This is a genomic window from [Limnothrix rosea] IAM M-220, from assembly GCF_001904615.1.
Lineage (GTDB): Bacteria > Cyanobacteriota > Cyanobacteriia > Cyanobacteriales > MRBY01 > MRBY01.
The window spans coordinates 1-21,438 of record NZ_MRBY01000033.1 but is presented as its reverse complement, the minus strand read 5'-3'; the positions used below and the strand labels follow the sequence as shown (position 1 = coordinate 21,438).

General features: G+C 44.7%; 17 protein-coding genes and 1 tRNA gene. 11 read left to right on the top strand and 7 right to left on the bottom strand.

The window, feature by feature from the left end; translation table 11 throughout:
• Window positions 1–24 precede the first annotated feature (24 nt).
• Complete coding sequence (locus NIES208_RS12770; protein ID WP_075893348.1) at window positions 25–525, bottom strand: HNH endonuclease; 501 nt, start codon at window positions 523–525, stop codon at window positions 25–27.
• 165 nt (window positions 526–690) lie between these two features.
• Between NIES208_RS12770 and thyD the strand changes: the two genes are divergently transcribed.
• From thyD to NIES208_RS12745, 5 genes are all read left to right on the top strand, one after another.
• Window positions 691–1,608 carry a thylakoid membrane protein ThyD gene (thyD, locus tag NIES208_RS12765; RefSeq protein ID WP_075893346.1) on the top strand — a complete coding sequence of 306 codons (918 nt, stop codon included), beginning with the start codon at window positions 691–693 and terminating at the stop codon, window positions 1,606–1,608.
• 94 nt (window positions 1,609–1,702) lie between these two features.
• The gene (locus tag NIES208_RS12760) at window positions 1,703–1,996 is read left to right on the top strand and encodes a DUF2470 domain-containing protein (protein WP_075893344.1); all 294 of its coding nucleotides are present in this window, start codon (window positions 1,703–1,705) and stop codon (window positions 1,994–1,996) included.
• A 368-nt stretch (window positions 1,997–2,364) separates the two neighbouring features.
• Window positions 2,365–2,646 (top strand): hypothetical protein, encoded by a 282-nt coding sequence (locus NIES208_RS12755; protein ID WP_075893342.1) that lies wholly within the window; start codon window positions 2,365–2,367, stop codon window positions 2,644–2,646.
• A 258-nt stretch (window positions 2,647–2,904) separates the two neighbouring features.
• Entirely contained in the window at window positions 2,905–3,771 is an 867-nt protein-coding gene (locus NIES208_RS12750) for a M48 family metallopeptidase (protein WP_075893379.1), read from the top strand.
• An 83-nt stretch (window positions 3,772–3,854) separates the two neighbouring features.
• Window positions 3,855–4,922: a tetratricopeptide repeat protein gene (locus NIES208_RS12745; RefSeq protein ID WP_084176624.1), complete on the top strand. Its 1,068-nt coding sequence runs from the start codon at window positions 3,855–3,857 to the stop codon at window positions 4,920–4,922.
• A gap of 131 nt (window positions 4,923–5,053) precedes the next feature.
• Here NIES208_RS12745 and gmd read toward each other — a convergent pair whose 3' ends face one another.
• Window positions 5,054–6,133, bottom strand: coding sequence for a GDP-mannose 4,6-dehydratase (gene gmd, locus NIES208_RS12740; RefSeq protein WP_075893340.1), 1,080 nt, complete (start codon window positions 6,131–6,133; stop codon window positions 5,054–5,056).
• Window positions 6,134–6,218: 85 nt separating this feature from the next.
• Window positions 6,219–7,109: a branched-chain amino acid ABC transporter permease gene (locus NIES208_RS12735; RefSeq protein WP_075893338.1), complete on the bottom strand. Its 891-nt coding sequence runs from the start codon at window positions 7,107–7,109 to the stop codon at window positions 6,219–6,221.
• Between the two features lie 165 nt (window positions 7,110–7,274).
• Here NIES208_RS12735 and NIES208_RS12730 point away from each other — a divergent pair, with 165 nt between their 5' ends.
• Window positions 7,275–7,481 (top strand): DUF751 family protein, encoded by a 207-nt coding sequence (locus NIES208_RS12730; protein ID WP_075893336.1) that lies wholly within the window; start codon window positions 7,275–7,277, stop codon window positions 7,479–7,481.
• Window positions 7,482–7,611: 130 nt separating this feature from the next.
• Window positions 7,612–9,165 (top strand): peptide ligase PGM1-related protein, encoded by a 1,554-nt coding sequence (locus tag NIES208_RS12725; RefSeq protein WP_075893334.1) that lies wholly within the window; start codon window positions 7,612–7,614, stop codon window positions 9,163–9,165.
• Window positions 9,166–9,478: 313 nt separating this feature from the next.
• Here the strand turns inward: NIES208_RS12725 and NIES208_RS12720 are convergent.
• Both NIES208_RS12720 and NIES208_RS12715 read right to left on the bottom strand, forming a co-directional pair.
• A tRNA-Met gene (locus tag NIES208_RS12720) sits at window positions 9,479–9,555 on the bottom strand.
• 95 nt (window positions 9,556–9,650) lie between these two features.
• Window positions 9,651–9,860 carry a hypothetical protein gene (locus tag NIES208_RS12715; protein ID WP_084176623.1) on the bottom strand — a complete coding sequence of 70 codons (210 nt, stop codon included), beginning with the start codon at window positions 9,858–9,860 and terminating at the stop codon, window positions 9,651–9,653.
• Window positions 9,861–10,026: 166 nt separating this feature from the next.
• On the opposite strand from NIES208_RS12715, the gene NIES208_RS12710 reads away from it, so the two are divergent.
• From NIES208_RS12710 to NIES208_RS12695, 4 genes are all read left to right on the top strand, one after another.
• Entirely contained in the window at window positions 10,027–10,956 is a 930-nt protein-coding gene (locus NIES208_RS12710) for a hypothetical protein (RefSeq protein ID WP_075893332.1), read from the top strand.
• Between the two features lie 229 nt (window positions 10,957–11,185).
• On the top strand, window positions 11,186–12,361 hold the full coding sequence (locus tag NIES208_RS12705) for a GNAT family N-acetyltransferase (protein ID WP_075893330.1): 1,176 nt from the start codon (window positions 11,186–11,188) through the stop codon (window positions 12,359–12,361).
• Window positions 12,362–12,772: a Holliday junction resolvase RuvX gene (gene ruvX / locus NIES208_RS12700; protein WP_075893328.1), complete on the top strand. Its 411-nt coding sequence runs from the start codon at window positions 12,362–12,364 to the stop codon at window positions 12,770–12,772.
• A gap of 714 nt (window positions 12,773–13,486) precedes the next feature.
• Window positions 13,487–18,376, top strand: a complete 4,890-nt coding sequence (locus tag NIES208_RS12695; protein WP_075893326.1) for a chemotaxis protein CheB — start codon at window positions 13,487–13,489, stop codon at window positions 18,374–18,376.
• A 26-nt stretch (window positions 18,377–18,402) separates the two neighbouring features.
• Here NIES208_RS12695 and NIES208_RS12690 read toward each other — a convergent pair whose 3' ends face one another.
• Both NIES208_RS12690 and hflX read right to left on the bottom strand, forming a co-directional pair.
• Window positions 18,403–18,819, bottom strand: a complete 417-nt coding sequence (locus NIES208_RS12690) for a hypothetical protein (protein ID WP_075893324.1) — start codon at window positions 18,817–18,819, stop codon at window positions 18,403–18,405.
• 99 nt (window positions 18,820–18,918) lie between these two features.
• Window positions 18,919–20,640, bottom strand: a complete 1,722-nt coding sequence (gene hflX, locus NIES208_RS12685) for a GTPase HflX (RefSeq protein ID WP_075893322.1) — start codon at window positions 20,638–20,640, stop codon at window positions 18,919–18,921.
• Between the last annotated feature and the right edge of the window lie 798 nt (window positions 20,641–21,438).

Here is a 21,438-nt window from a genome sequence, read left to right as displayed (position 1 = left end):
GTCAGCAGTGTACCTAAGCTCTGGCTAATTCATGCCAATTACGTATTTTTTCCACTCATTATTGGCATCGCCGCGGGTATGTTTAAGAAGCTCAAAATAAAGACTACTAAAGGGTTTGCGCGGTTGAATATTCAGATCCATTGCCGCTTCCTTGGGCGTTCGATTGCCTTTGCGTACATTACAACGCATACATGCAGTCACGAGATTTTCCCAGCTATCGACACCTCCCCGTGATCTGGGAAGAATGTGGTCTAAAGTGAGCTGTTCGCCACGTTTTAAACAATACTGACAAGTATGGCGATCGCGCTCGAGGATATTTTTGCGTGTTAGGGGAATTTCGCGGTAGGGAATTTTGATGTAGTGGCGTAGGCGGATGACGGTCGGCAGGGGAAAATCTCGGTAGATTACGCGACCATTATGTTCTAAGCTTTCGGCCTTGTCTTTTAGTAATAGCACAACAGCCCTACGCCAACTCGTAATATTGAGCGGCTCATAGGAGGCATTGAGAACCAATACTTTGCCCATCTTTTCCTCTCTATTATCTAGGAAATCCAGCGGTTTCAAGCTTTTCTGCCTATGCTAGCATAGCCCCACTGAAAGGGTTGGATGTTGTATCCTGTCCGAAGGCTCTGTTGAAATCGCCTAATTTTTGTTGCCCCTTACACCTAAAAAATTGTTTCCTTTTTTGCTATGAAAGTTGCTATTACTGGAGCCACAGGTTTAGTCGGTCAACGTCTCGTTGATCGCCTTCATAAATCCCATCAGGTCGTTGTTTTTACCCGCAGTGAGTCAAAGGCTCAAAAGATCTTTCCGGCATCAAGCTATCCCAACCTAGACATTGTGGTGTACCAACCCACTGCGACGGGCGCATGGCAAGATAGTATTTCGGGCTGTGACGCTGTTGTAAATTTAGCTGGTGCACCGATCGCCGAACAACGCTGGACAGAAAGTTATAAGCAAGAAATCTTGACCAGCCGTCAAGGGGGAACAGAAAAAATCGTTGAGGCGATCGCCAAAGCAACAGACAAACCCAAAACATTAATTAACGCTTCCGCCGTGGGTTATTACGGCACCAGCGAAACCGCGACCTTGGACGAAACTAGCCCGATGGGCAACGACTTTCTCGCCGACATCTGTCAAAAATGGGAAGCCGCCGCTGAAAAAGCCCGCGAATGCAATACTCGCACCGTAATCTTGCGCTTTGGCATTGTCCTCGCCAAAGAAGGAGGAGCCCTCGCAAAAATGTTATTAGCATTTAATACCTTTGTGGGCGGCCCCCTCGGCACAGGCAAACAGTGGGTTTCGTGGATTCACCGCGACGATTTAGTGAATTTAATCGAACAGGCATTGCTAGCAGAGTCATGGCAAGGTACCTACAACGCCACAGCCCCCAACCCAGTCACTATGCAACAACTAGCCGATGCATTAGGTCGCGTAGTCAACCGCCCCTCATGGCTGCCAGTACCGGGTTTTGTCCTTGAACTACTACTGAGTGATGGTGCAAAAGTTGTTTTAGAAGGCCAAAAAGTCCTACCGACCCGTACCCAAGCCGCTGGGTTTAACTTTCGGTTTCCTGAAGTGCAAGCGGCGCTACAGGATTTGCTATAAACAAAAAAAGATCATTGACGTAATTTCAAAAGTCCAATTAGTTCTTTTAAACTAGCTTTAGTTCTAATTGATTTAAATTTTCAACAAAAGTCCTATGTCAGAAATTATCACGTCCGCCGTAAGCGATCGCATCTGTAACCACATGAATAAAGATCATGCCGATGCTGTTTTGACCTACGCCAAGCACTTTGGTCAACGTACCGACGCTGAAGCCGCGCAAATGCTGGGTCTTGACGAAGTGGGTATGGATCTAGAGATCACCGTAAACAAACAACCAGAAACATTGCGTATTCCTTTTCCCACAACCCTCACCAACCCTAAGGATGCCCATACAGTACTCGTGGACATGATGAAGGAAGCGAACGGCGAAACAGTGCCAGCAGAATAATTGTGGCAGTTTATTGATCACGCTTTTTGATCAAAACTAAGGCGGCAGAAGAACAGGCGATCGCCTGAACTTTTGTCGTTTTTTTATACCACGTTGAAATCACGCACCTGTCCTTAGGCAAACAATACAGAATGTAATGCCAAACTTTAAAAAATAAAACGAAGCCCCTTATTTTTTCCCAAAAACAATCATCTTCCTGCAAAATTGACCCGTGAAACCAAAACCAGCAGCCAAAGAAATTTTATAAAGATTTAAGATTTGTTTGCAAAGCCGTTTATGACCAGCTTCCTTCGTTACTCTTAAGGCAATCAGACCCAAGACTATACGAATCTAGGTCACTATCGTTCTCCGTTTGAGAATTTTACCCAATGAAAAGCACACTTAAGCTACTACCATCACTGTTTGTGACAATTGTCATGAGCTCCCTAGCGCCCGTGATGATTTGCGGCTTGATCTTGGCTCTGTGCTCAGTATTATGGTCTTGTCCCGGTGTTACTGCTGCGATTCCCCAGGATGGACTCAAAGAATTTTTACAAGTTTTTGGCAACGGTAGTGCGGTAGAAGGTATTTTGACGATCGCCATTACCTTTGGCTTTGTCGGCGGCATGTTTGAAGCCTTTAACTTCTACTACTACCAAAATACAAATTAACACTTCGTCTTACCCATTGAGTGATCACTCTAACCGCCTTTTTTCGCAATTAGGAGTAGTAAAATCATTGGTGTCAATAAAGATCCAGAGACAGTTGTGGCAAGCACCTCTGTTTTCATCTTGTTCATTTTGGGAACATCGATGCTGTGACTTACCGTCTAAAAACCTAATAACAGAGATGAATATTTTGCTTTAAAACAGGATTAGCATCTCTAAATGTAAGATCTACGGTATCAGAGCGAGAGGATGGCAAAACTCATGCGGCATCGGACAAGAAATCGTTGGCTATATGGTTGTATGGCATGCATTATGGCCGTCAGTATTAACCTTGCAACACCTGCTGTCAGCCAAGCAGGTTGGCTAGATAATCTCCTGCGGGGGGTGTTGATTTGGGGTGTGCAAAGTTATCAGCTCTCAAATCTATCGGATAAAGATGAGATGGATTTTGGTAAACAGATCCATCAGGAGTTAGTTAATTCAGGGCAAATTCGCCTCTATAACAACTCTCAAGTGACGAACTATATTAGCGAAATTGGTCAAAGATTAGCGAAAAACAGTGAACGACCGGGGATTAAATATAATTTTTTTGTTGTTGAAGATGATAGTATCAATGCCTTTGCCACAATGGGTGGCTACAACTATGTTAATACAGGTTTAATTAAGGCCGCGGCTAATGAGGCAGAGCTAGCTAGTGTGATTGGTCACGAAATTGCCCATATCGAAGGCAAGCATTCTATTGAGCAAATGAAGGCTCAGGCTCGTAATCAAGGGATTTTAGCAGCGACTGGTTTGGATAGTAGTCAGATTGTCCAGCTTGGTGTGGCGATCGCCTTTGACTTCCCCCATAGTCGTAATGACGAGCGAGAGGCTGATGCCATTGGCTTTGATCTCTTGACCCAAGCGGGCTATGCACCAGAAGCAATGGCTTCCTTTATGACGACCCTCAAGAATGAAACGGGTGGCGGTGGAGCCTCCTTTTTGAGTACACATCCTGGTACAGACGAGCGCATTATTAGTTTGCAAGCGGAAGCGAATACCTATACTGCAGCGAACGCCAAGGGAGCCCGCCATGACATTGGCCTCAACGAACAGCATTATCGAAATAAGATTTCACCGCTGCGGTAAATCAATTAATTAAATCAATCAATAATGCCCTTGGCGAAGTTGAGCTAGCTGTTTGTTTCGCAAAAAGAAAATTGTGGTATGCAATGTTTAAACAACTTTTATTAGCGCCTTTGTCCGTTGGTTTGCTTGTCTTGCCACAGCTCCAGCGGCACACTGTTTTGGCGGAAGATTTTATTTCATCTTGTCAAGGATCTCTTTGTGCGTCAGTTGCTGCAAATATCCAAATTAAAGAAAATAGTGTTGCTGAAGGTGATGCTCAAATTCTATTGGAACAGGGGCTAGATTACAGTGAGCAAGGCCGTTATGAAGCGGCGATCGCCAGCTATGATCAGGCGATCGCCATTCAGCCAGTTTTCTATGATGCTTGGTTCCATCGCGGTATTGCTTTGGGTGCTTTAGGCCGTTATGAAGAAGAAGTCGCCAGCTATGACGAGGCGATCGCCCTAGAGCCAGACAATGGTGATATCTGGTTTAATCGCGCCTTTGCCCTCGAAAGTCTGGGTGACCTTGAGGCGGCAATTTTGAGCTATGAACAGGCGGGTCGCCTAAATCCGAATGATGCAGAAGCTTGGTATAACCGCGGTATTTTACTAGGAACTCTCGGACGCTACGAAGAAGAAATCGCGAGTTATGATACCTCCCTCTCCATAGACCCGACGAATGATAACGCTTGGTACAACCGTGGTGTGGCTTTCGGGGATCTTGGTCGCCCAGAAGAGGAAATTGCGAGCTACGATGAAGCCCTTGTCCAGAATCCAGCACATGAAGATGCTTGGTATAACCGGGGGATTGCCTTTGGTCTGTTAGGGGACTTTGAGCAGGAAATTGCCAGCTATGACAGTCTTTTAGCAATTAATCCATTGGATGAAGATGCTTGGTATAACCGGGGGATTTCCCTCAGTGACATGGGTCGTGAACTAGAGGCGATCGCCAGCTATGACAAAGCCATCGAGATTAATCCCAATAAAGATGTGGCACTTTACAATATTGCGATTTCCCATGCGCGTCTGGGGCAAGTCAATGAAGCCCTTGATAACCTTCAGATTGCCATTGAACTTGATCCCGTTAATCGTAACTTCGCTGAAACAGATATTGACTTTAACGATCTGCGCGACAATTTTCGTTTTCAAGAATTAATGACCACACCCTGAGCCGTCAATGGCCAGCATCGGTATAATTTGTGAATCTAGGCGTTTAAAAAATCAGAATAAAAAAAGATCTACAGAGAGATAACACGAATATCTTTAGTAGATCTTTTTGCTTGCCATAATGTTGAATATTTCTAGTCAACCATGCTGCCGATCGCCTGACGAACATAGGCACGATCTGCTTGGTAGAGCTTACTCATCTCTGGGTTTTGAGGCGGCAAACCGAGGATCGCAAGATCAGCCTCAACCATGATAGAAACAAGGGTAGGAAAATCAATCGTCGGTTCCCAATTGAGTTGCTTTTTCGCCTTTGTTGGATCACCAATCAATAAATCAACCTCTGCCGGACGCAGATAACGGGGGTCAAACTCCACATAGTCTTCCCACTTTAGATTGACGTAATCGAAAGCTAACTCTAAAAACTGCTTAACAGAGTATGTCTCCCCCGTCGCCACAACATAATCGTCGGGCTTCTCCTGCTGGAGCATTAGCCACATCGCACGGACATAATCCTTCGCATAGCCCCAGTCTCTCTTTGAGTCGAGATTGCCTAGGAAAAGCTTGTCTTGCTTGCCTGCGATAATTTTGGCGATCGCCCGGGTGATTTTGCGAGTGACGAAAGTCTCACCACGGCGGGGGCCTTCGTGATTAAACAAAATACCGTTACAAGCAAAGAGGTCATAAGACTCACGATAGTTCACCGTTTGCCAATAGCCATAAACCTTGGCACAGGCATAGGGACTACGGGGATAAAAAGGCGTTGTCTCTTTCTGGGGAACATCCTGAACCTTGCCGTACATCTCCGAAGAACCCGCTTGATAAAAACGGACTTCATTACCAGTACGCTGCTGATAATCACGAATGGCTTCAAGGATTCTGAGGGTTCCCATGCCAACAGAATCGACCGTATATTCCGGCGAGTCGAAACTAACACGAACGTGGGATTGGGCACCGAGATTATAAACTTCGTTAGGTTCAATTTGTTCGATGAGACGACCTAAACCAGTGCCGTCAGTTAAATCACCATAGTGCAAAAATAATTTCGCATCGGGGTTATGGGAGTCAACGTAGAGATGGTCGATGCGATCTGTATTAAATGTGGAAGTGCGGCGGATAATGCCATGGACTTCGTAGCCATTTTCTAATAGAAGTTCACTGAGATAGGAGCCATCCTGCCCCGTAATGCCTGTGATAAGCGCTTTTTTAATAGCCATGCAAGTTTAACGATAAGTAATCGGATAAAGTCTGTTCCATCAAAGATAAATTTTGGGCTGTGGTAATGCAGTGTTGTGCATCACATCACATTGTGCCCTTAAATAATCCTTGGGGACGAATAAATAGCAATGCAACCATAATGAGTAGTGCTACACCCAGCTTATAGTCTGGCCCAAGAAACGCAACACTGACTTCTTGGGCAATACCAATGACAAACGCCCCGGCGATCGCCCCGTAGGGATTACCGATGCCGCCAAGGATTACTGAGGCAAACATGGGCAGGATCAAAAACCAACCCATATTGGGACGAACGGTGGTGATCAAGCCATACATACTACCGGCGATCGCCGTTAATGTGCCAGTAATGATCCAAGTCCAGAGGACAACCCGTTCGACATCAACCCCCGACACTCGCGCAAGGTCGATATTGTCTGCTACGGCGCGCATTGCTTTACCAATCTTGCTATTTTGCAACACAAAATGTAGTCCGAGAATAACAAGTAGCGTCATCACCATAACGACAACGCGATAATACGCAATACGAATATCTGGCACTGTTTCCGGCAGACCAAACATTTCCGTCAGGTTAATGGCTCTCACCACGGGTAAATCGTACTGTTGGTTGCTACTTCCCCAGATAAACAGCACGCCACTGCGAATAAATAGTGCGAGACCGATAGAAATAATAATCAATGTTGTTGAGGTTGCCCGGCGATCGCGCATCGGTTGCCACAGGATCTTTTCGGCCATAAGCATGCCACCGATGGTACCAAAGGCTCCCACAACCATCGATAGCCAAATATTCACACCAAACGAATTAGTGAGCCACGTCACGTAGGCACCGAGGGTCATATAGTCACCGTGGGCAAAATTTGACAGCCGCAAAATACCGTAGGTTAAAGTCAGGCCAACTGCTGCTAAAGCTAAAATGCTGCCGATGGAGAGACCATTTAAAACAAGTTGGATAATATCCATAAAGACTGGGAAAGTGGGTCAGATGGTATTGCAAGTTCACACAACAGACTAACCCGCAAGGGGGCAACTGCGAAAGCAATTGGTAATGCTACAATTTGAAGCCATATTTCCAGCTTCAAAATATCTATTTTTAATTTCTCTTTTTTGTCTTAATTAATTTCAACCATGCAAGAATTTTTTGAAAATGTCGCCCGTTACCCCCGCTACATGATCGCCTTGATCCTTGGGGTATTTATTAGTGTTTTTGATTGGCTTAAGCCTGTATTCTTTAAAAATAAGCTAACAACGACGGTTTCGGTGGGCTTGTTGGCTGGTGTCTTGGCTTTTTTCTATTTTACGTTGCGAGCAATGCTTGGCTTCAGTTTTGTCTAACGGCATTGTCGGCTTGCAGGATTAAACTGAAAAATCAAAATTTTAGAATAGAAATACGGGCGATCGCCCCATGTTGTAACGAATGGGGGTTGGGCGATCGCCCCGAATTAGCGCGTTAAAGAGAGAGGCTATGGCACAACAACAGTCCGACAACTTTCAAACCTTTGATGTTTTACAAAACCAGCTCAAAAATTCTTGGCAGGACTCAGAGGAATTTGAAACGAGTGATCAAGATATCTTGGTTGTGCCTTCCTTTAGCATTGACCAGCAAGTTGGTCAGAATGTCCCGGGATTTCTTCACTATGAAGAGCGTTTGTTGTTTTCCCTCATCCGCCTGCGTAATCCCCATACTCGTTTAATTTACGTGACCGCCCAACCCCTCGCGCCGTTAATTATTGATTATTACCTCCAGCTGTTGTCGGGTATTCCGTTTTCCCATGCTCGCGATCGCCTGCTGTTAATTACCACCTACGATAATTCCTATAAAGCCCTTACCCAGAAAATCCTTGATCGTCCGCGACTTGTCTCGAAACTGCGGCGCGCATTACGGCCAAACAAGTCTCACATGATTTGCTACAACTCAACAGAATTAGAGAAGGAGCTTTCCGAAAAATTACAAATCCCATTATTTGCGGCCAGTCCAGATCTCAGCTATTGGGGTTCAAAAAGTGGTAGCCGCAAGGTATTTGAGCTGGCAAATATCCCGTTTCCCGATGGCAGTCAGCTGGTTAAAACTGTGGAAGAATTGGTGACGGTGACCGCAGCACTGTGGCATCGCAATCCTACTCTCCAACGCATTGTGATTAAGTTAAATGAAGGGTTTTCGGGGGAAGGTAATGCGGTTTTAGATCTGCGCGAATTACCAGAGGTTTCAACCCTAGGTGAACGTCAAGGGGCGATCGCCAATGCTTTTTCCCATCTCAGTTTCCAAGCCGCAGCAGAAACTTGGGAAAATTTTTCGTCGCGCATTCCAGAGTTAGGGGCGATCGCCGAAGCTTTTATTGAAGGAGAAATTAAGCGATCGCCCAGCGTGCAAGGGTTGATTTTGCCGAGCGGAAAAGTGGAAATTCTCTCCACCCACGATCAAATATTAGGCGGTGCAGACGGACAAATCTATTTAGGCTGTACCTTTCCTGCCGCTGCCGACTACCGCTTAGAGTTACAGACTTTGGGCTTAAAAGTCGGAAAAGTTTTGGCAAAGCAGGGAGCAATGGAGCGATTTGGCGTTGATTTTGTGGTGACGCAACGGCCCGATCAAACATGGGATATGCAGGCGATCGAAATTAACCTACGCAAGGGTGGCACAACCCATCCCCTGATGACGCTGAAGCTCTTGACCAACGGGCAATACGACTACAATACAGGTTTATTTTTTACACCGCAGGGACAGGAAAAATACTACATTGCCTCCGACAATCTCCAAAAACCGCAATACAAAGGTCTGTTGCCCAGTGATTTGATGGATATTATTGCGGCTCATGGTTTGCACTTTGATAGCAGCACGAAAACCGGCACAATTTTTCACCTCATGGGAACTCTATCAGAACATGGCAAATTGGGATTAACGAGTATTGGTAATTCGCTGTCGGAAGCTAAAGCCATTTATCAGCAAGTGGAAGAAGTGCTTGATCTTGAAACTTCGGGGCATTATGCGACTTCTAGTAATTTGCCGATGACTTGGTGATTTTTTGAAAAACTGGAGGGCGATCGCTTAGCCCTACTACTTAACTTAAGTGCGGTTTAAACAAAGTTCGGAATAATGACGCGGCGAAAGGGAGAGTGTGAGAGGGGGAGATTTTTCATACCAACAACCATAGGCATCAAAAAGCGTGAGTTCTGACGGATTCTCCGTGTCTCCTTCTCTCCATGTGTCTCTTGTCTCTAAGGTATTTCAGGCCAAATACTTCACGCGAACTGACGTTACTCAAATAAAAACTTCATTGAACAATAAAAAAGAGGCTCAACATTAAGCTGAAACCCCTTCTTTATTCTTGATTTGGTGGCGGGAGGCGGATTTGAACCACCGACCTTCGGGTTATGAGCCCGACGAGCTACCAGACTGCTCTATCCCGCGTCGCCTCTACGAGTATAGCAACTTAATTAAAGAACTGCAACCGCTGGAGAAATATTTTCTAGAGCCTGTCTGTAAAAGATTCTGTGTGGGACGTTTTAGCAGATTTGAAATTTGCCGCGAACAATCGAGCGGAGTAGGCGATTGATGACTAATCGTTCTTCTTCTTCGAGGCAGTCATCGCAGCAAGCTACCATGAGGCCGTAGCGATCGCCTTCATGTACTTTGCCAGAATAGGTGATGTCGGCCAGCATTTGATTAACTGCGCCGGGGAGAAGTTTGGCTGGGGGAATATGAGAAAAGGTCATGGCTGGAGTGCTGATGTCGCTAGGATTGAAATTGTTGAATACCTATGACATTTATTATTCAAAAAACTAGCAATTTATACCGTGACCATGTCTTTATGTGCTGGTGAAGGCGATCGCCTAAAATAGTGACGACACCGCCGTTTTATCGTGATCTATATCACTTGCCATGAGCCAAGCTGACCCCCAAAATGCCCTCGCGCGTCTACAGGAAACCATTGCCCAACTACAGGCGATCGCCACATCCCTTGAAAAGGACAATATTCGTCTTTCAGAAACTGCCTTGGCAGATTTAGCGACTGATACTGCTAAATTAGCTGCGGCATTAACCGCGCCGCCTAGTGCCTCGACCGATGCATCCATGGCCGTCGCATCTCCATCTGATGAGTCAGCCTCCACTGGGGATGAATGGGACAGCGATATCTTTGAAGAGGTTGAACCCACGCCAGAGCGCCAGCCTAAAGCGCCAGAACGTCAACGGGTCTCCCAAACAGTGCGGCGACGGCCTACCCGTCCTTGGTGGCAAGATCAAAAAGTTCTGATTGGGGCAGTCTCGGTGGCGATCGCCATTATTTTTGTGTGGAAGATCTCTACAAAACCAGCAGCAGTGACCTTACAAGTGACACAGCCAAGCAGTAACACATCACCACCCACTGAAGTAGTCTTGCCCGAAGCAGATCCATCACAGCCAGAACCTTCAGCGCCAGCACCAAAAGTCAAACCAGCTCCTGTAGAGCCAACCCCTACGCCAAAGCCAGAGCCAGCGCGACCTCTAACACCTGAACAGCGATTGGTTGCGGCGATTCAGCGTCAAATTGATGATGTGACCCAGCCCTACGGCGACAATATCGTGCGGGCGGTAGAGGCTGATTTTGACAATAGTTTGCTGCAAATTACCGTCGGCGATGCTTGGTATTTATTGCGGGAGGGTTTGCAGGATCGTTTGGGTTCTGATGTGTTGGAGCTCTCGCAAATACTTGATTTTAAAAAGTTGCGAGTAGAAGATCTCAAAGGCAATTTTGTGGCGCGGAATCCCGTTGTTGGTGATGCCCTAGTCATTGTGCGTCGCTATGAGGAGTTTCAGGATAAAGCGCAATAATTGCTCTGACTGTTTTGTAATCATTTGCTATGTGAATAAAATTAGTCGCAAAATTTAATCCCATAATTTAGTTACACAATTGTGGAGTTTTAATGGGCGATCGCCGTGAAAAAAATGCAGCAAAGTCATGCTTTTTGTAGCGGATCAACTTCGTCTCATGCGGAAAATCGTTAAGATAGGAGCGAAATAGACTTTATCGACCAGCAAACTTCCATTTTCGAGCGTGGGCATGACAAAGCAAGCGAAGGTATCCATCCGCCAAGTCCAATATCGTGATCTTTCGGCGATCGCCAGATTAGTGCAGCAAGAGGCCGTGGAAGTGGCATCGCCTTTAGAAACGAGTTTAGAAGAGCATATTGAGAATACAAAAAACTACTATGGCCTAGTAAAGCTGTTTGATGTTTTTCCCAATCCAAACCAATACAGCTTCCATGGTTATGTATTGGAAGTGAACGGCGAGCTGGTTGCTTTTGTTAAAATTTCGCCCTTTAATTCGTCCCAAAGTACATGGCGTGTCGATCAAATAGTCGTTGATTCGTCCTTCCCGAAATTGGAATACCATGGCAGTGCCCGCCATCCGGGTTCGACTTTGCTGCGGTATTGTTTTGACCACGTTGTGGAAGCGCGCAACTGGCTTTTAGAAGTTAATGTAAATGCCAAGCAAACCCTCAGTCTGTATCGACAAAATGGCTTTCAACCCCTCGCAAAGCTAACCTATTGGGCGATCGCCCCTGAGATTTTGAGTGAGCTGGCCTTACAAGAACCTGCCATTCCAAATTTGATGCCCGTCGGTAATGCCGATGCGCGACTGTTGTATCAGCTAGATACCGCGTCAATGCCGCCGATGTTGCGTCAAGTCTTTGATCGCCATGTCCAAGATTTCAAAACAAATCCAGTCGATAATTTGGTGTGCCGCGTCAAAAATTGGTCTCAGCAAGTAGATGTTGTTGAAGGCTATGTCTTTGAACCCCAGCGCAAGGCGGCGATCGGTTATTTTGCCGTGCAGCTAGCCCGCCAAGATGAACATCCCCACCAAGGTCGTTTGACCGTTCACCCCGCCTATACATGGCTCTACCCAGAACTGATGATCAAAATGTCCCAAGTGGCGCAAATCCGACCAGAACAGCCACTATATATGACTTCTACTGATTATCAGCCGGAGCGTGAAGAATTCTTTGAAACCGTTGGCGCGTCGCAAATCGAGCACACTTTGCTGATGTCCCGCTCGGTCTGGCATAAAGTCCGCGAAACAAAACCCCAGGAGGCATGGCAGTTGTCTGGTGTTCTACAGGGGTTACAGCCGATTAATACGCCGATTCCTAGTCGGATAAATTGGTTTAAAAATCACCCGACTTTAAAGTTGCCCAAGACCCCAAGGAAACAAGACTTTTTGCCTGAAAACTAAATGGCGATCGCCGCCCTTGGTTTAGATGTTGGCCGTAAACGCATCGGGGTCGCCGGATGTGACGGCCTAGGCTTACTCGCGACAGAATTAACCACCATTCACCGCACAACCTTAGAGCAAGATTTTGCGGCGATCGCCAAACTCGTTGAAGAGCGACAGATTGAGATTTTTGTCGTCGGATTGCCCTACCAAATGGATGGCACTCTGGGTAAACAAGCTAAAGCCACCCAAAAGTTTGCCCGTAGACTGCGTCAACACTTTGATTTACCCGTTGAATATGTCGATGAACGACTGACCTCCGTTGAAGCAGAGAACCAACTTAAAGCACAAAAAAGATATTCTCGCCAAGATAAAGGGTTAGTTGACCAAGTGGCCGCAAAAATTATTCTGAAACAATGGCTAGATTCCTAATCATTAACCGATTTTTGTTTGAGAAAATAACCAATTTAAAAACCTTGAAGAACTGATTTTTATCAACTGTAAAAAACAAATTTATAGTCAATATTTGATAATACTTGTTGACCTCATGATTCTTTTTAACTGAGGATCTGTCCTGAAAACCCCTGCTGCCATACTTATTTTTCCCTTCCAAAATACTTCCATATCCTGCGAGAAAAAATAGAAGATTAATATTGTTTATTATGCTTTGGCTCTAGATTTGACTCAGGTGATTTTATCTTATTAGAAGTCCCTAGCCGTAAAAATGTATGTTTCGCTACTTAACGGAGCTAGAAAAAACGCCGTAAAAATATAGTCTTCATAGCGGTAAAGGGAATATATTAAACCAAAATAGCAGTGTGAAAAGTTGATAAAGATTGAGCTGAGATCTGTACTTTTACGAGCATATTCAAAAAAATACTGCAGTTTTTGCCTTGAATTCTCGATAAAAACTTCTAGGGAAATAGAGTTTGACTTTGACCTAAAAAAAGTGATTTTGTAATGAGATTTCTTATGGTTTGAAGATTTTATAAAAAAAACAGAGCTTTCCACGGTTGATAGTAGATATTAAAAAACAACTATTAAAATTAAACTACTTCTAAAATTATGTTTTAGAGTGGTGATGAGACTGGCATTTATATTGAAAGAAAAAATCTAAAAATATCTTGTACAAGTTATGTATAAATTATGTCACTAACTAATTTGTCTAATGAGGAGAAGGATGATTTTTATGTGGTCGGTGTCGGGGCTTCTGCTGGTGGACTGCATGCCCTAGAGGCGTTTTTTGAGTGTATGCCGGGTGATAGTGGTGCTGCTTTTGTTGTGGTTCAGCACTTATCTCCAGACTCTAAAAGTTTGATGAAAGAGCTTTTAGAGCGTCACACTTCGATGGTGGTGCATCGGGTTGAACAGGGTATGGCGTTAGGGGCAAATCATATTTATTTGATTCCCCCTGGTTATAATCTGACGGTGCGCGATCGCCACTTATCTTTACGGGAACAAGAATCAAATCCTCGGTCTCACTCAAATTTTCCGATAAATTTATTTTTTCATTCGTTAGCCGAAGATTGCGGCGATAAAGCCATTGGTGTGGTGCTTTCGGGCACGGGTAGTGACGGCACTGAGGGTCTAGAAAGTATTAGTGCTCAAGGGGGTTTGAGTCTGGTGCAGTCGCCATCGACAGCTGAGTTTGAGGGTATGCCCCAAAGTGTGATTGCCAGAGGATTGGTGGATAGTGTTTTTTCTCCCCAGCAATTAGCCCAAGTTATTTATGATCGCGTCACTTTAAATAAACCAGATATGACACGGATATCTTTAATGGAAAAGGAGCTTAGTACCGAGCAAGTTCAACATGTGATTGCCCTTTTGTGTGAGGCTGAGAATTTAGATTTTTCCTATTACAAAATTACAACTCTTTCCCGCCGTATTTGTCGTCGTGCTTCCCTGACGGGTCATGAAAATTTGCAAGATTATATTGATTTTTTAGCGGTTTCCCCTGAGGAGCAGGCTCTTCTTAAGGATGATCTCCTGATCGGGGTGACGCAATTTTTTCGGGATAAGGAGGCTTGGACAATCCTTGAGCAGCATACTTTGCCGCAGCTCATCCAAAATCACAAGGAAGGTGCGCAGTTTAGGGTTTGGGTGGCTGCCTGTGCCACAGGAGAAGAGGTCTATTCTTTGGCGATTTTGATTGACCATCTCATGGATCGTTTGCATCGGGTGTTTCCGATTAAGATTTTTGCGACGGATATTGATAGTGAAGCGATCGCCAAAGCTTCGGAAGGCGTTTTTCCCGGTAGTATCGTCAATGATGTGCCGGCGGAGTTTTTAGCTCGGTATTTTGATTTTCGCAATGGCTTTTTTCATATTGCCCGTAAGATTCGCGAAATGATCATCTTTGCGCCCCATAATCTCATCAAAAATGTGGGCTTTACCCAGATGAATTTGATTACCTGTCGTAATGTGTTGATTTATATGCGATCGCCGCTGCAACAACAGGTACTACGAATGTTTCATTTTTCTTTGGTTGCTAAGGGGATTTTATTCCTTGGGGAAGCGGAAACGCCGGGGGCGATCGCCGACGAATTTATTGCAGTCGATAAAAAGTGGAAAATTTACCAAAAACGCCGTGACGTTCGTTTACCCATCATCTCCACCAATAATCTCCCAGCCTTTAACTATTTACCACTGCCCCCATCAAATCTCCCCACGAGAGAACTACCAGACCATCGCGTGCAGCGTCTGAATAATGTGCTTGGCTTTGCCTTACAGACTTTATATAAACATCGTCAGGCCACTTGTTTGATTGTCGATAGATCAGTAAATCTTGTCCATACAGTGACCGATAAACTTGATCTGATGCGCGTCCCTAAGGGAGAGCTGACCCAAGACGTTACAGAAATGTTGCCCCCTGCTCTCAAGATTCCCATCAATATCGCCATTAACCGTGCCAAACGTAGCGAAGAATTTTTGACCTATTCCGACATTACATTGAATCTTAGTCACGAAATAATTACTGTGGTGCTCACTGTTTTGCACAACAAAGGAGAAACATCAGAGGACAGTACCTTTACTGTGGTGATCGAAAAAATGGCCGAGTCCCTGCAGAGGCCAGCCAACAGTTCTTTGTCTCCAGAAAGCGCAACGAATTCGCAGCTCAATGAAGATATAACCCAGCGGGTGCTGGAACTAGAGCGCGAGCTACAGCAAACGCGTGAAAATCTACAAACGGCCATCGAAGAATTAGAGACAACCAATGAAGAACAGCAGGTCACCAATGAAGAACGGCTTGCTTTTAATGAGGAACTCCAAAGTACCAATGAAGAGTTATATACATTTAATATTGAGTACCAAAACAAAATTGCTGAGTTGACGGAGTTGACCGGCGATATTGATAATCTATTGCGCAGTACTGAGATTGGGGTGGTTTTCCTTGATCAGGAATTGCGCATTCGCAAATTTACCCAGGCGGCGGCGATCGCCATTAATTTATTAGACTCAGATATTGATCGTCCCCTGCATCACATTACCCACAATCTCACCTATGGTGATTTGACCGAGCCTTTGCAGCAAGTCCTCTCTACCAAAGAACCACTAGAAGAAGAAGTTACCCTCCGCGATCGCCCCGATACCCACTTGCTGATGCGCGTCCATCCCTACAGGACAAGTTTAGAGACTTACGACGGCATTGTTCTGAGTTTCGTTAATATCAGTGAGCTAAAAAATACCAAGCTTGACCTTGCCGAAAGCAATAATTTTCTAGAGTCTCTATACCGCCACGCCCCTGTTGGCCTCGCACTATTTGATCAAAATCTCAAATATTTAAAGATTAATGAGCAGCTTGCTGAAATGAATGGCTGTTCTGTCAGTGAACATTTAGGAAAAACGCCGAGGGATGTTTTACCAGAAATCGGCGACCAAATTGAAGCGCTACTCACCAAGGTCATTCAAACAGGGGAAAATATTTTTAGTGTGTTGATTCATGGCACAACACCGGCTGACCCTAATATAGAAGGGCATTGGCTGGTAAATTATTATCCTGTTCGCTTTCACAAGGGCGATCGCGGTGTGGGTGTGGTCGTTAACGAAATCACAGAATTAGCCCAAGCGAAAAAGACAATCCAAGAGAGTCAACGGCGTTTGCAATATTTACAAAATGCCTCGCCGGGAAGCGTTTTCACCTGCCATCCCACAGCACCCTATCGCTTGAATTTTATTAGCAAAAATATTCATGATCTCGTTGGCTTTGAAGACCAATATTTTTTAGAAACAGGCAATACTTGGTTAGAACATATTGCGCCGCAGGATCAGGCCAATGTGATCCGCTCATTTTCAAACCGTGAGCCAAGGGAAAATATCCAACAGGAATATCGGTTCCGGTGTGCCTCTGGGGAATATAAATGGCTATCGGCGAATCTCAAACTCATTCGTGATAGTGATGGAACTCCCATTGAATATGTTGGTTTTTTATTAGATATTGGCGATCGCAAAATTGCTGAAGGGAAACTCCGAAAACAAGAATCTCTATTTCGCTTAACCTTAGATCAATCCAGTATTACGGTATTTACCCAAGACTTAGATTTACGTTACACCTGGGTTTATAATCCAATAATTTTTTCAACACAAGATATTATCGGTCAATCGGATTACGAGCTATTTCCTGAGGCGATCGCCGAGCAACTTGTAACCTGTAAACAAGAAATTTTAAACAAAAAACAAGGCGATTGTTTACAGCTAGTTTTACCAAACCGTGGCGCGAACCAAGAACCACAATATTTCAATATTCGTATGGAACCACTCACCGATTCCGAAGACAAGCTAATTGGTTTAGCAGGCGTTAGCTACGATATCACCGCCGAAAAAGAACAACAAGAAAAATTAGCCCAGCAAAATTTAGCACTAACAGAAATCTCCGAAAAAGCCCAAGCCGCAAATGTAGCCAAAGATGAATTTTTGGCAAATATGAGCCACGAAATCCGCACACCAATGACAGCGATTTTGGGTTTTACAGAACTCCTACAGGAAGATTTAAAAGACAATCCTGAGGCCTATGATTATCTAAAAATCATCTACTCTAGCGCCGACTCATTACTCGTAATTTTAAATGATATTCTTGACCTTTCTAAAATGGAAGCGGGCAAACTGAAATTATGCTATGACGAACTGAATTTATTAAAACTTGGCGAAAATATTGAGAAAATGTTCATGCCAAAAACTGCAGAAAAAGGGCTAGAATTTTCCATTACCGTAGCCGAATCTGTGCCTGAACTAATTATTTTCGATGAAGTTCGACTACGACAAATCTTGTTTAATACTATTAGTAATGCCGTTAAATTTACGAATAAAGGCTCCGTTAAAGTCGTTATTTCAGCAGCAAATATTGGCGAAGATAGCTGTGAGCTGAAAATTGACATTATTGATACGGGTATTGGTATTCCAGTGGCAGATCAAGAGTTTATTTTTGAGGCCTTTACCCAACGGGAAAAACAAGATAACCGCCAATATGGCGGAACCGGTTTAGGGCTAAATATTACCAGTCGCCTGACCGAAATGTTACAGGGCACAATTTCTGTAGAAAGTGAAGTAGATCAAGGCTCTACCTTTTCGCTAGTTTTTTCGAATGTTGTTTTTCCAGAGGTTGCCCATCCTCTACTCAGTAAAGAGAAAAATTTATCTCAAAATCTTGACTGTTCTCAACAATTTAATGCGCTGCCAAAACTGACGATTTTATGTGTCGATGATAATGTCACTAATCGTCTTTTACTTAGATCAATATTTAGTAGAACGAAGCATCAATTTTTTGAGGCAGAAAATGGTGAACTAGGGATTCAGATGGCCTTAAAGTATCAGCCAGATGTGATTTTATTGGATTTATTAATGCCTGTTTTAAATGGTTCTGAAGCATTAAAGCGCCTGAAAGCATTTCCTGAAACAAGTAATATTCCAGTAATGGTTTTGACGGCTCGCACAGGTGATATCCCTAAGGAAGTTGAAGCACATATTGCTAGTTTTGTGCGTAAACCTTTTAAGAGTAAATCCATTCTGCGGGTGTTTAAAACAATTTTTTCTGTTATTTAAAAAGGGTATTTAAAGGGTGAAGTGATCTAGGAAAAAAGTTCAAAGGCTCGCTCTGAAAAACGCTGGAGGCGATCGCGGACATCTTTGGCGGGTTCATAGTTGCCAACGAGTTGCCACTGGGCAATAGTCGAGAGCCGCCATGCCTCTCCTTCGTGGTTAAAACCAGCCGTCTCAATGCCGATAAACCGCTGCACTTCTTCTAGGGGATCGGTGAAAAAACGGATCTGGACGAGCATACTACGGCTCTGGAAACGGGGGCTCCAACCGGGAAGATGAAAACCGATATCAATGGAGTCTGGATCCATCCATTCGCGAGTATCGGGGTCATTGCGCCAGGGTTTGAGATCTGCCTTTGCGTCAGGAAATTCGGTGCGAAAAAGGTTGACGACAGAGGCGATCTTCGTGGCGACATCAACTCCTAAAGCTCGTTCGGCAGCGTTCATCTAGACCTCCTTGGGATTTGTGTGGGTATATTTCTAAGCTAATCGATGATTTCGATGGGGTTTGCTAGTTTCTTTACAGTTCTACATCAACTTCAAATTTTACAGATGTTTTAACATTTGCACTAACCGTTGACGTAATGTTTCAAAGCCGAGGCGATCGCCGGCGGAGATAAAGACTGCATTAGGGTAAAGGGTTTTGGCCGTTTCGAGGGCCTCACTAGACACTTGATCAAGCTTATTAAAAACAATCAATGCTTGGGCAGGCATGATGGGCATTTCGCCGAGAATTTTTTCCACAGAAAAGAGTTGATGTTGCCAAGCCGGGTGGGATAAATCAATGACATGAATTAACGCATCAGCTTCGGTAACTTCCTCAAGGGTGGCGCGAAAGGCATCCACTAGAGCCGGCGGCAGTTCGTGAATAAAACCCACTGTGTCCGTTAGGAGAATGGTGCGGGTTTCATGGTCATCATCGGTGAGAGTCAGACGACGAGTGGTGGGGTCTAGGGTCGCAAACAGTTGGTCTGCGGCATAGACTTCGGCATTGGTGAGGGCATTAATCAGGGTCGATTTGCCTGCATTGGTATAGCCCACAATGGAAAAAGTCGGCACATCCTGACGTTGGCGTTGATTTCGCATCCGTGAGCGGTGGGCTTGCAGCTGATCCACTTCTTTTTGGAGACGACTAAGGCGGCTTTGAATGGTACGGCGTTCAGTTTCTAGCTTGGTTTCACCGGGACCTCTGGTGCCGATACCACCCCCAAGACGAGACATGGCTTGGCCGCGACCCGTGAGGCGGGGCAACATATATTCAAGTTGGGCTAGTTCGACCTGCAATTTTCCGGCACGGGACTGGGCGCGCTGGGCAAAAATATCAAGAATCACTTCCGTGCGATCGCAGACTTTGATGCCAAATTTTCGTTCGAGATTACGGCTCTGGGCTGGAGATAAATCCTGATCGAAGACGACTAAGCTCGCCCCTAAAGTTTGGATTTGTAGGGCAATTTCATCGACCTTACCGGCACCGACTAGGGTTTGGGGATGGGGCTGCGATCGCCGCTGTTCTATGGTCAAAAGCACTTCGCCGCCAGCGGTATCAACGAGGCGCGCTAATTCCGTTAAGCCGTCAGTAAAACGTTGATCTTTGACACCATCGGTTTGCAGACCCACCAAAATGACCCGGTCATGGGTTTGATCAACCTTTTGAGCTGTAAATTCCCGTCGAAATTCTTCCTCTAAACCCTCAACGAGATCAAGGAAATCTTGCTCAGCAATATCTTCAAGAGTTTGCGCCGTCGAAACTTCCCAATATTCGTGGGACGGGTGGGTCTGGGGTAAAAGATGAGCCACATAACCCTGTTTGACATAGCCCGCAGCGCCGCGACCCCGTTTCGTGGTTCCGGTTTGGGTCAAGGTAAAAGTGACCAAAGCATCCAGCCGCTGTAAAACCATTGCTGTGAGGCTAGATTCCTTCGGAGGAATATCTTTGGGAGTTGCCGCCAGACAGCGGATACCGGATAAACGTTCGGCACCATAACGGGGTAACTCGATGGCAGGAATTTGGGTTTGTCGTGGTGAACCCACACCCACTCGAATCACTTTGCCGCGTCGGTTGAGATAGACACATACGGCTTGGTTTAGCTCGGTACTCAAAGCCGCAATCCGCTGAGCTAGCTCCGGGGTCGTGAGGCGATCGCTCGGTACAGACTGTTGATAGAGCCGTTGAAGTTGTTTCAGTTGGCTGCTCTTAAGACCTTTAAGGCTGCCGTGGATAGGGGTACTAATAGGCGTTTTTCTGAGGAATTCGACTGTATTTAATATGGTGGCGAAATTGTCAGCCTTGCGTCAAGCTTCTGCAATAAATCCCTAACTTTCTCCCACTGGGCGATCGCCCATCCCTCAAATACCAAAAGACTTCCCAGATTTGAGAAGCCTTGCAATGCTAAAAAAACTTAGTTGTTGTTAGAGGAAATTTGAGTACGTTGCGCCGTGATATTTTCGTCTTTAGAACAAACAGTTAAAACAAGTCGAAAAATACACAGAATAACTCTCTTAGTGAGTGGAGAGCACCCAGCTCATAATTGGCGTGTAGATTACACAAAAAAGAACAATCAAGGCGTTAAATTCAAGCAGAGTGATTAAATCATGGGTCATTGTTCGTCGCTCCAAAAGGAATAATTTTGAGGACAGAAACCTTGAACTTATGTCCCTGCTCTCTATACTTTCATTATGTCTGAAACATAAAAGAAATTCTATGATGTTATGCCAGTTTTTATACTGTCTTTTATCAGCTAAAAGATGAAATATCGGTACATTTATTCAGCGAAAGCCACCATTGACATTCATGATAGCCGCTGCAAAAAAATCCCCAAAGCCTTTGATATAGGGCAGATAAGGCCTTAAAATATTTTTTTTCAAGTTAATATTGTTTCAGGTTTATTGTAGTGAAGATACCGAATTCTTTACGTATTTTTAAGGAGATGAAATTTTACATTATTTAACAACAACTATCTAGATAGTGGTTCTCTAAAAAAAGTTTTTTGTGGCTCAATAATTAATTTACTTAACGTGAGTTTTGCTTAAGCATGCTCGGAAGTACGACGCGGTGAATGGGAGAGC

Coding starts and splice junctions, on each gene's coding strand:
- NIES208_RS12690 (WP_075893324.1), bottom strand. CDS start 18,819: ATGAACGCTGCCGAACGAGCTTTAGGAGTTGATGTCGCCACGAAGATC.
- gmd (WP_075893340.1), bottom strand. CDS start 6,133: ATGGCTATTAAAAAAGCGCTTATCACAGGCATTACGGGGCAGGATGGC.
- NIES208_RS12735 (WP_075893338.1), bottom strand. CDS start 7,109: ATGGATATTATCCAACTTGTTTTAAATGGTCTCTCCATCGGCAGCATT.
- NIES208_RS12760 (WP_075893344.1), top strand. CDS start 1,703: ATGTCAGAAATTATCACGTCCGCCGTAAGCGATCGCATCTGTAACCAC.
- NIES208_RS12695 (WP_075893326.1), top strand. CDS start 13,487: ATGTCACTAACTAATTTGTCTAATGAGGAGAAGGATGATTTTTATGTG.
- NIES208_RS12730 (WP_075893336.1), top strand. CDS start 7,275: ATGCAAGAATTTTTTGAAAATGTCGCCCGTTACCCCCGCTACATGATC.
- NIES208_RS12755 (WP_075893342.1), top strand. CDS start 2,365: ATGAAAAGCACACTTAAGCTACTACCATCACTGTTTGTGACAATTGTC.
- NIES208_RS12705 (WP_075893330.1), top strand. CDS start 11,186: ATGACAAAGCAAGCGAAGGTATCCATCCGCCAAGTCCAATATCGTGAT.
- NIES208_RS12715 (WP_084176623.1), bottom strand. CDS start 9,860: ATGACCTTTTCTCATATTCCCCCAGCCAAACTTCTCCCCGGCGCAGTT.
- NIES208_RS12745 (WP_084176624.1), top strand. CDS start 3,855: ATGTTTAAACAACTTTTATTAGCGCCTTTGTCCGTTGGTTTGCTTGTC.
- ruvX (WP_075893328.1), top strand. CDS start 12,362: ATGGCGATCGCCGCCCTTGGTTTAGATGTTGGCCGTAAACGCATCGGG.
- NIES208_RS12710 (WP_075893332.1), top strand. CDS start 10,027: ATGAGCCAAGCTGACCCCCAAAATGCCCTCGCGCGTCTACAGGAAACC.
- thyD (WP_075893346.1), top strand. CDS start 691: ATGAAAGTTGCTATTACTGGAGCCACAGGTTTAGTCGGTCAACGTCTC.
- NIES208_RS12770 (WP_075893348.1), bottom strand. CDS start 525: ATGGGCAAAGTATTGGTTCTCAATGCCTCCTATGAGCCGCTCAATATT.
- NIES208_RS12725 (WP_075893334.1), top strand. CDS start 7,612: ATGGCACAACAACAGTCCGACAACTTTCAAACCTTTGATGTTTTACAA.
- NIES208_RS12750 (WP_075893379.1), top strand. CDS start 2,905: ATGCGGCATCGGACAAGAAATCGTTGGCTATATGGTTGTATGGCATGC.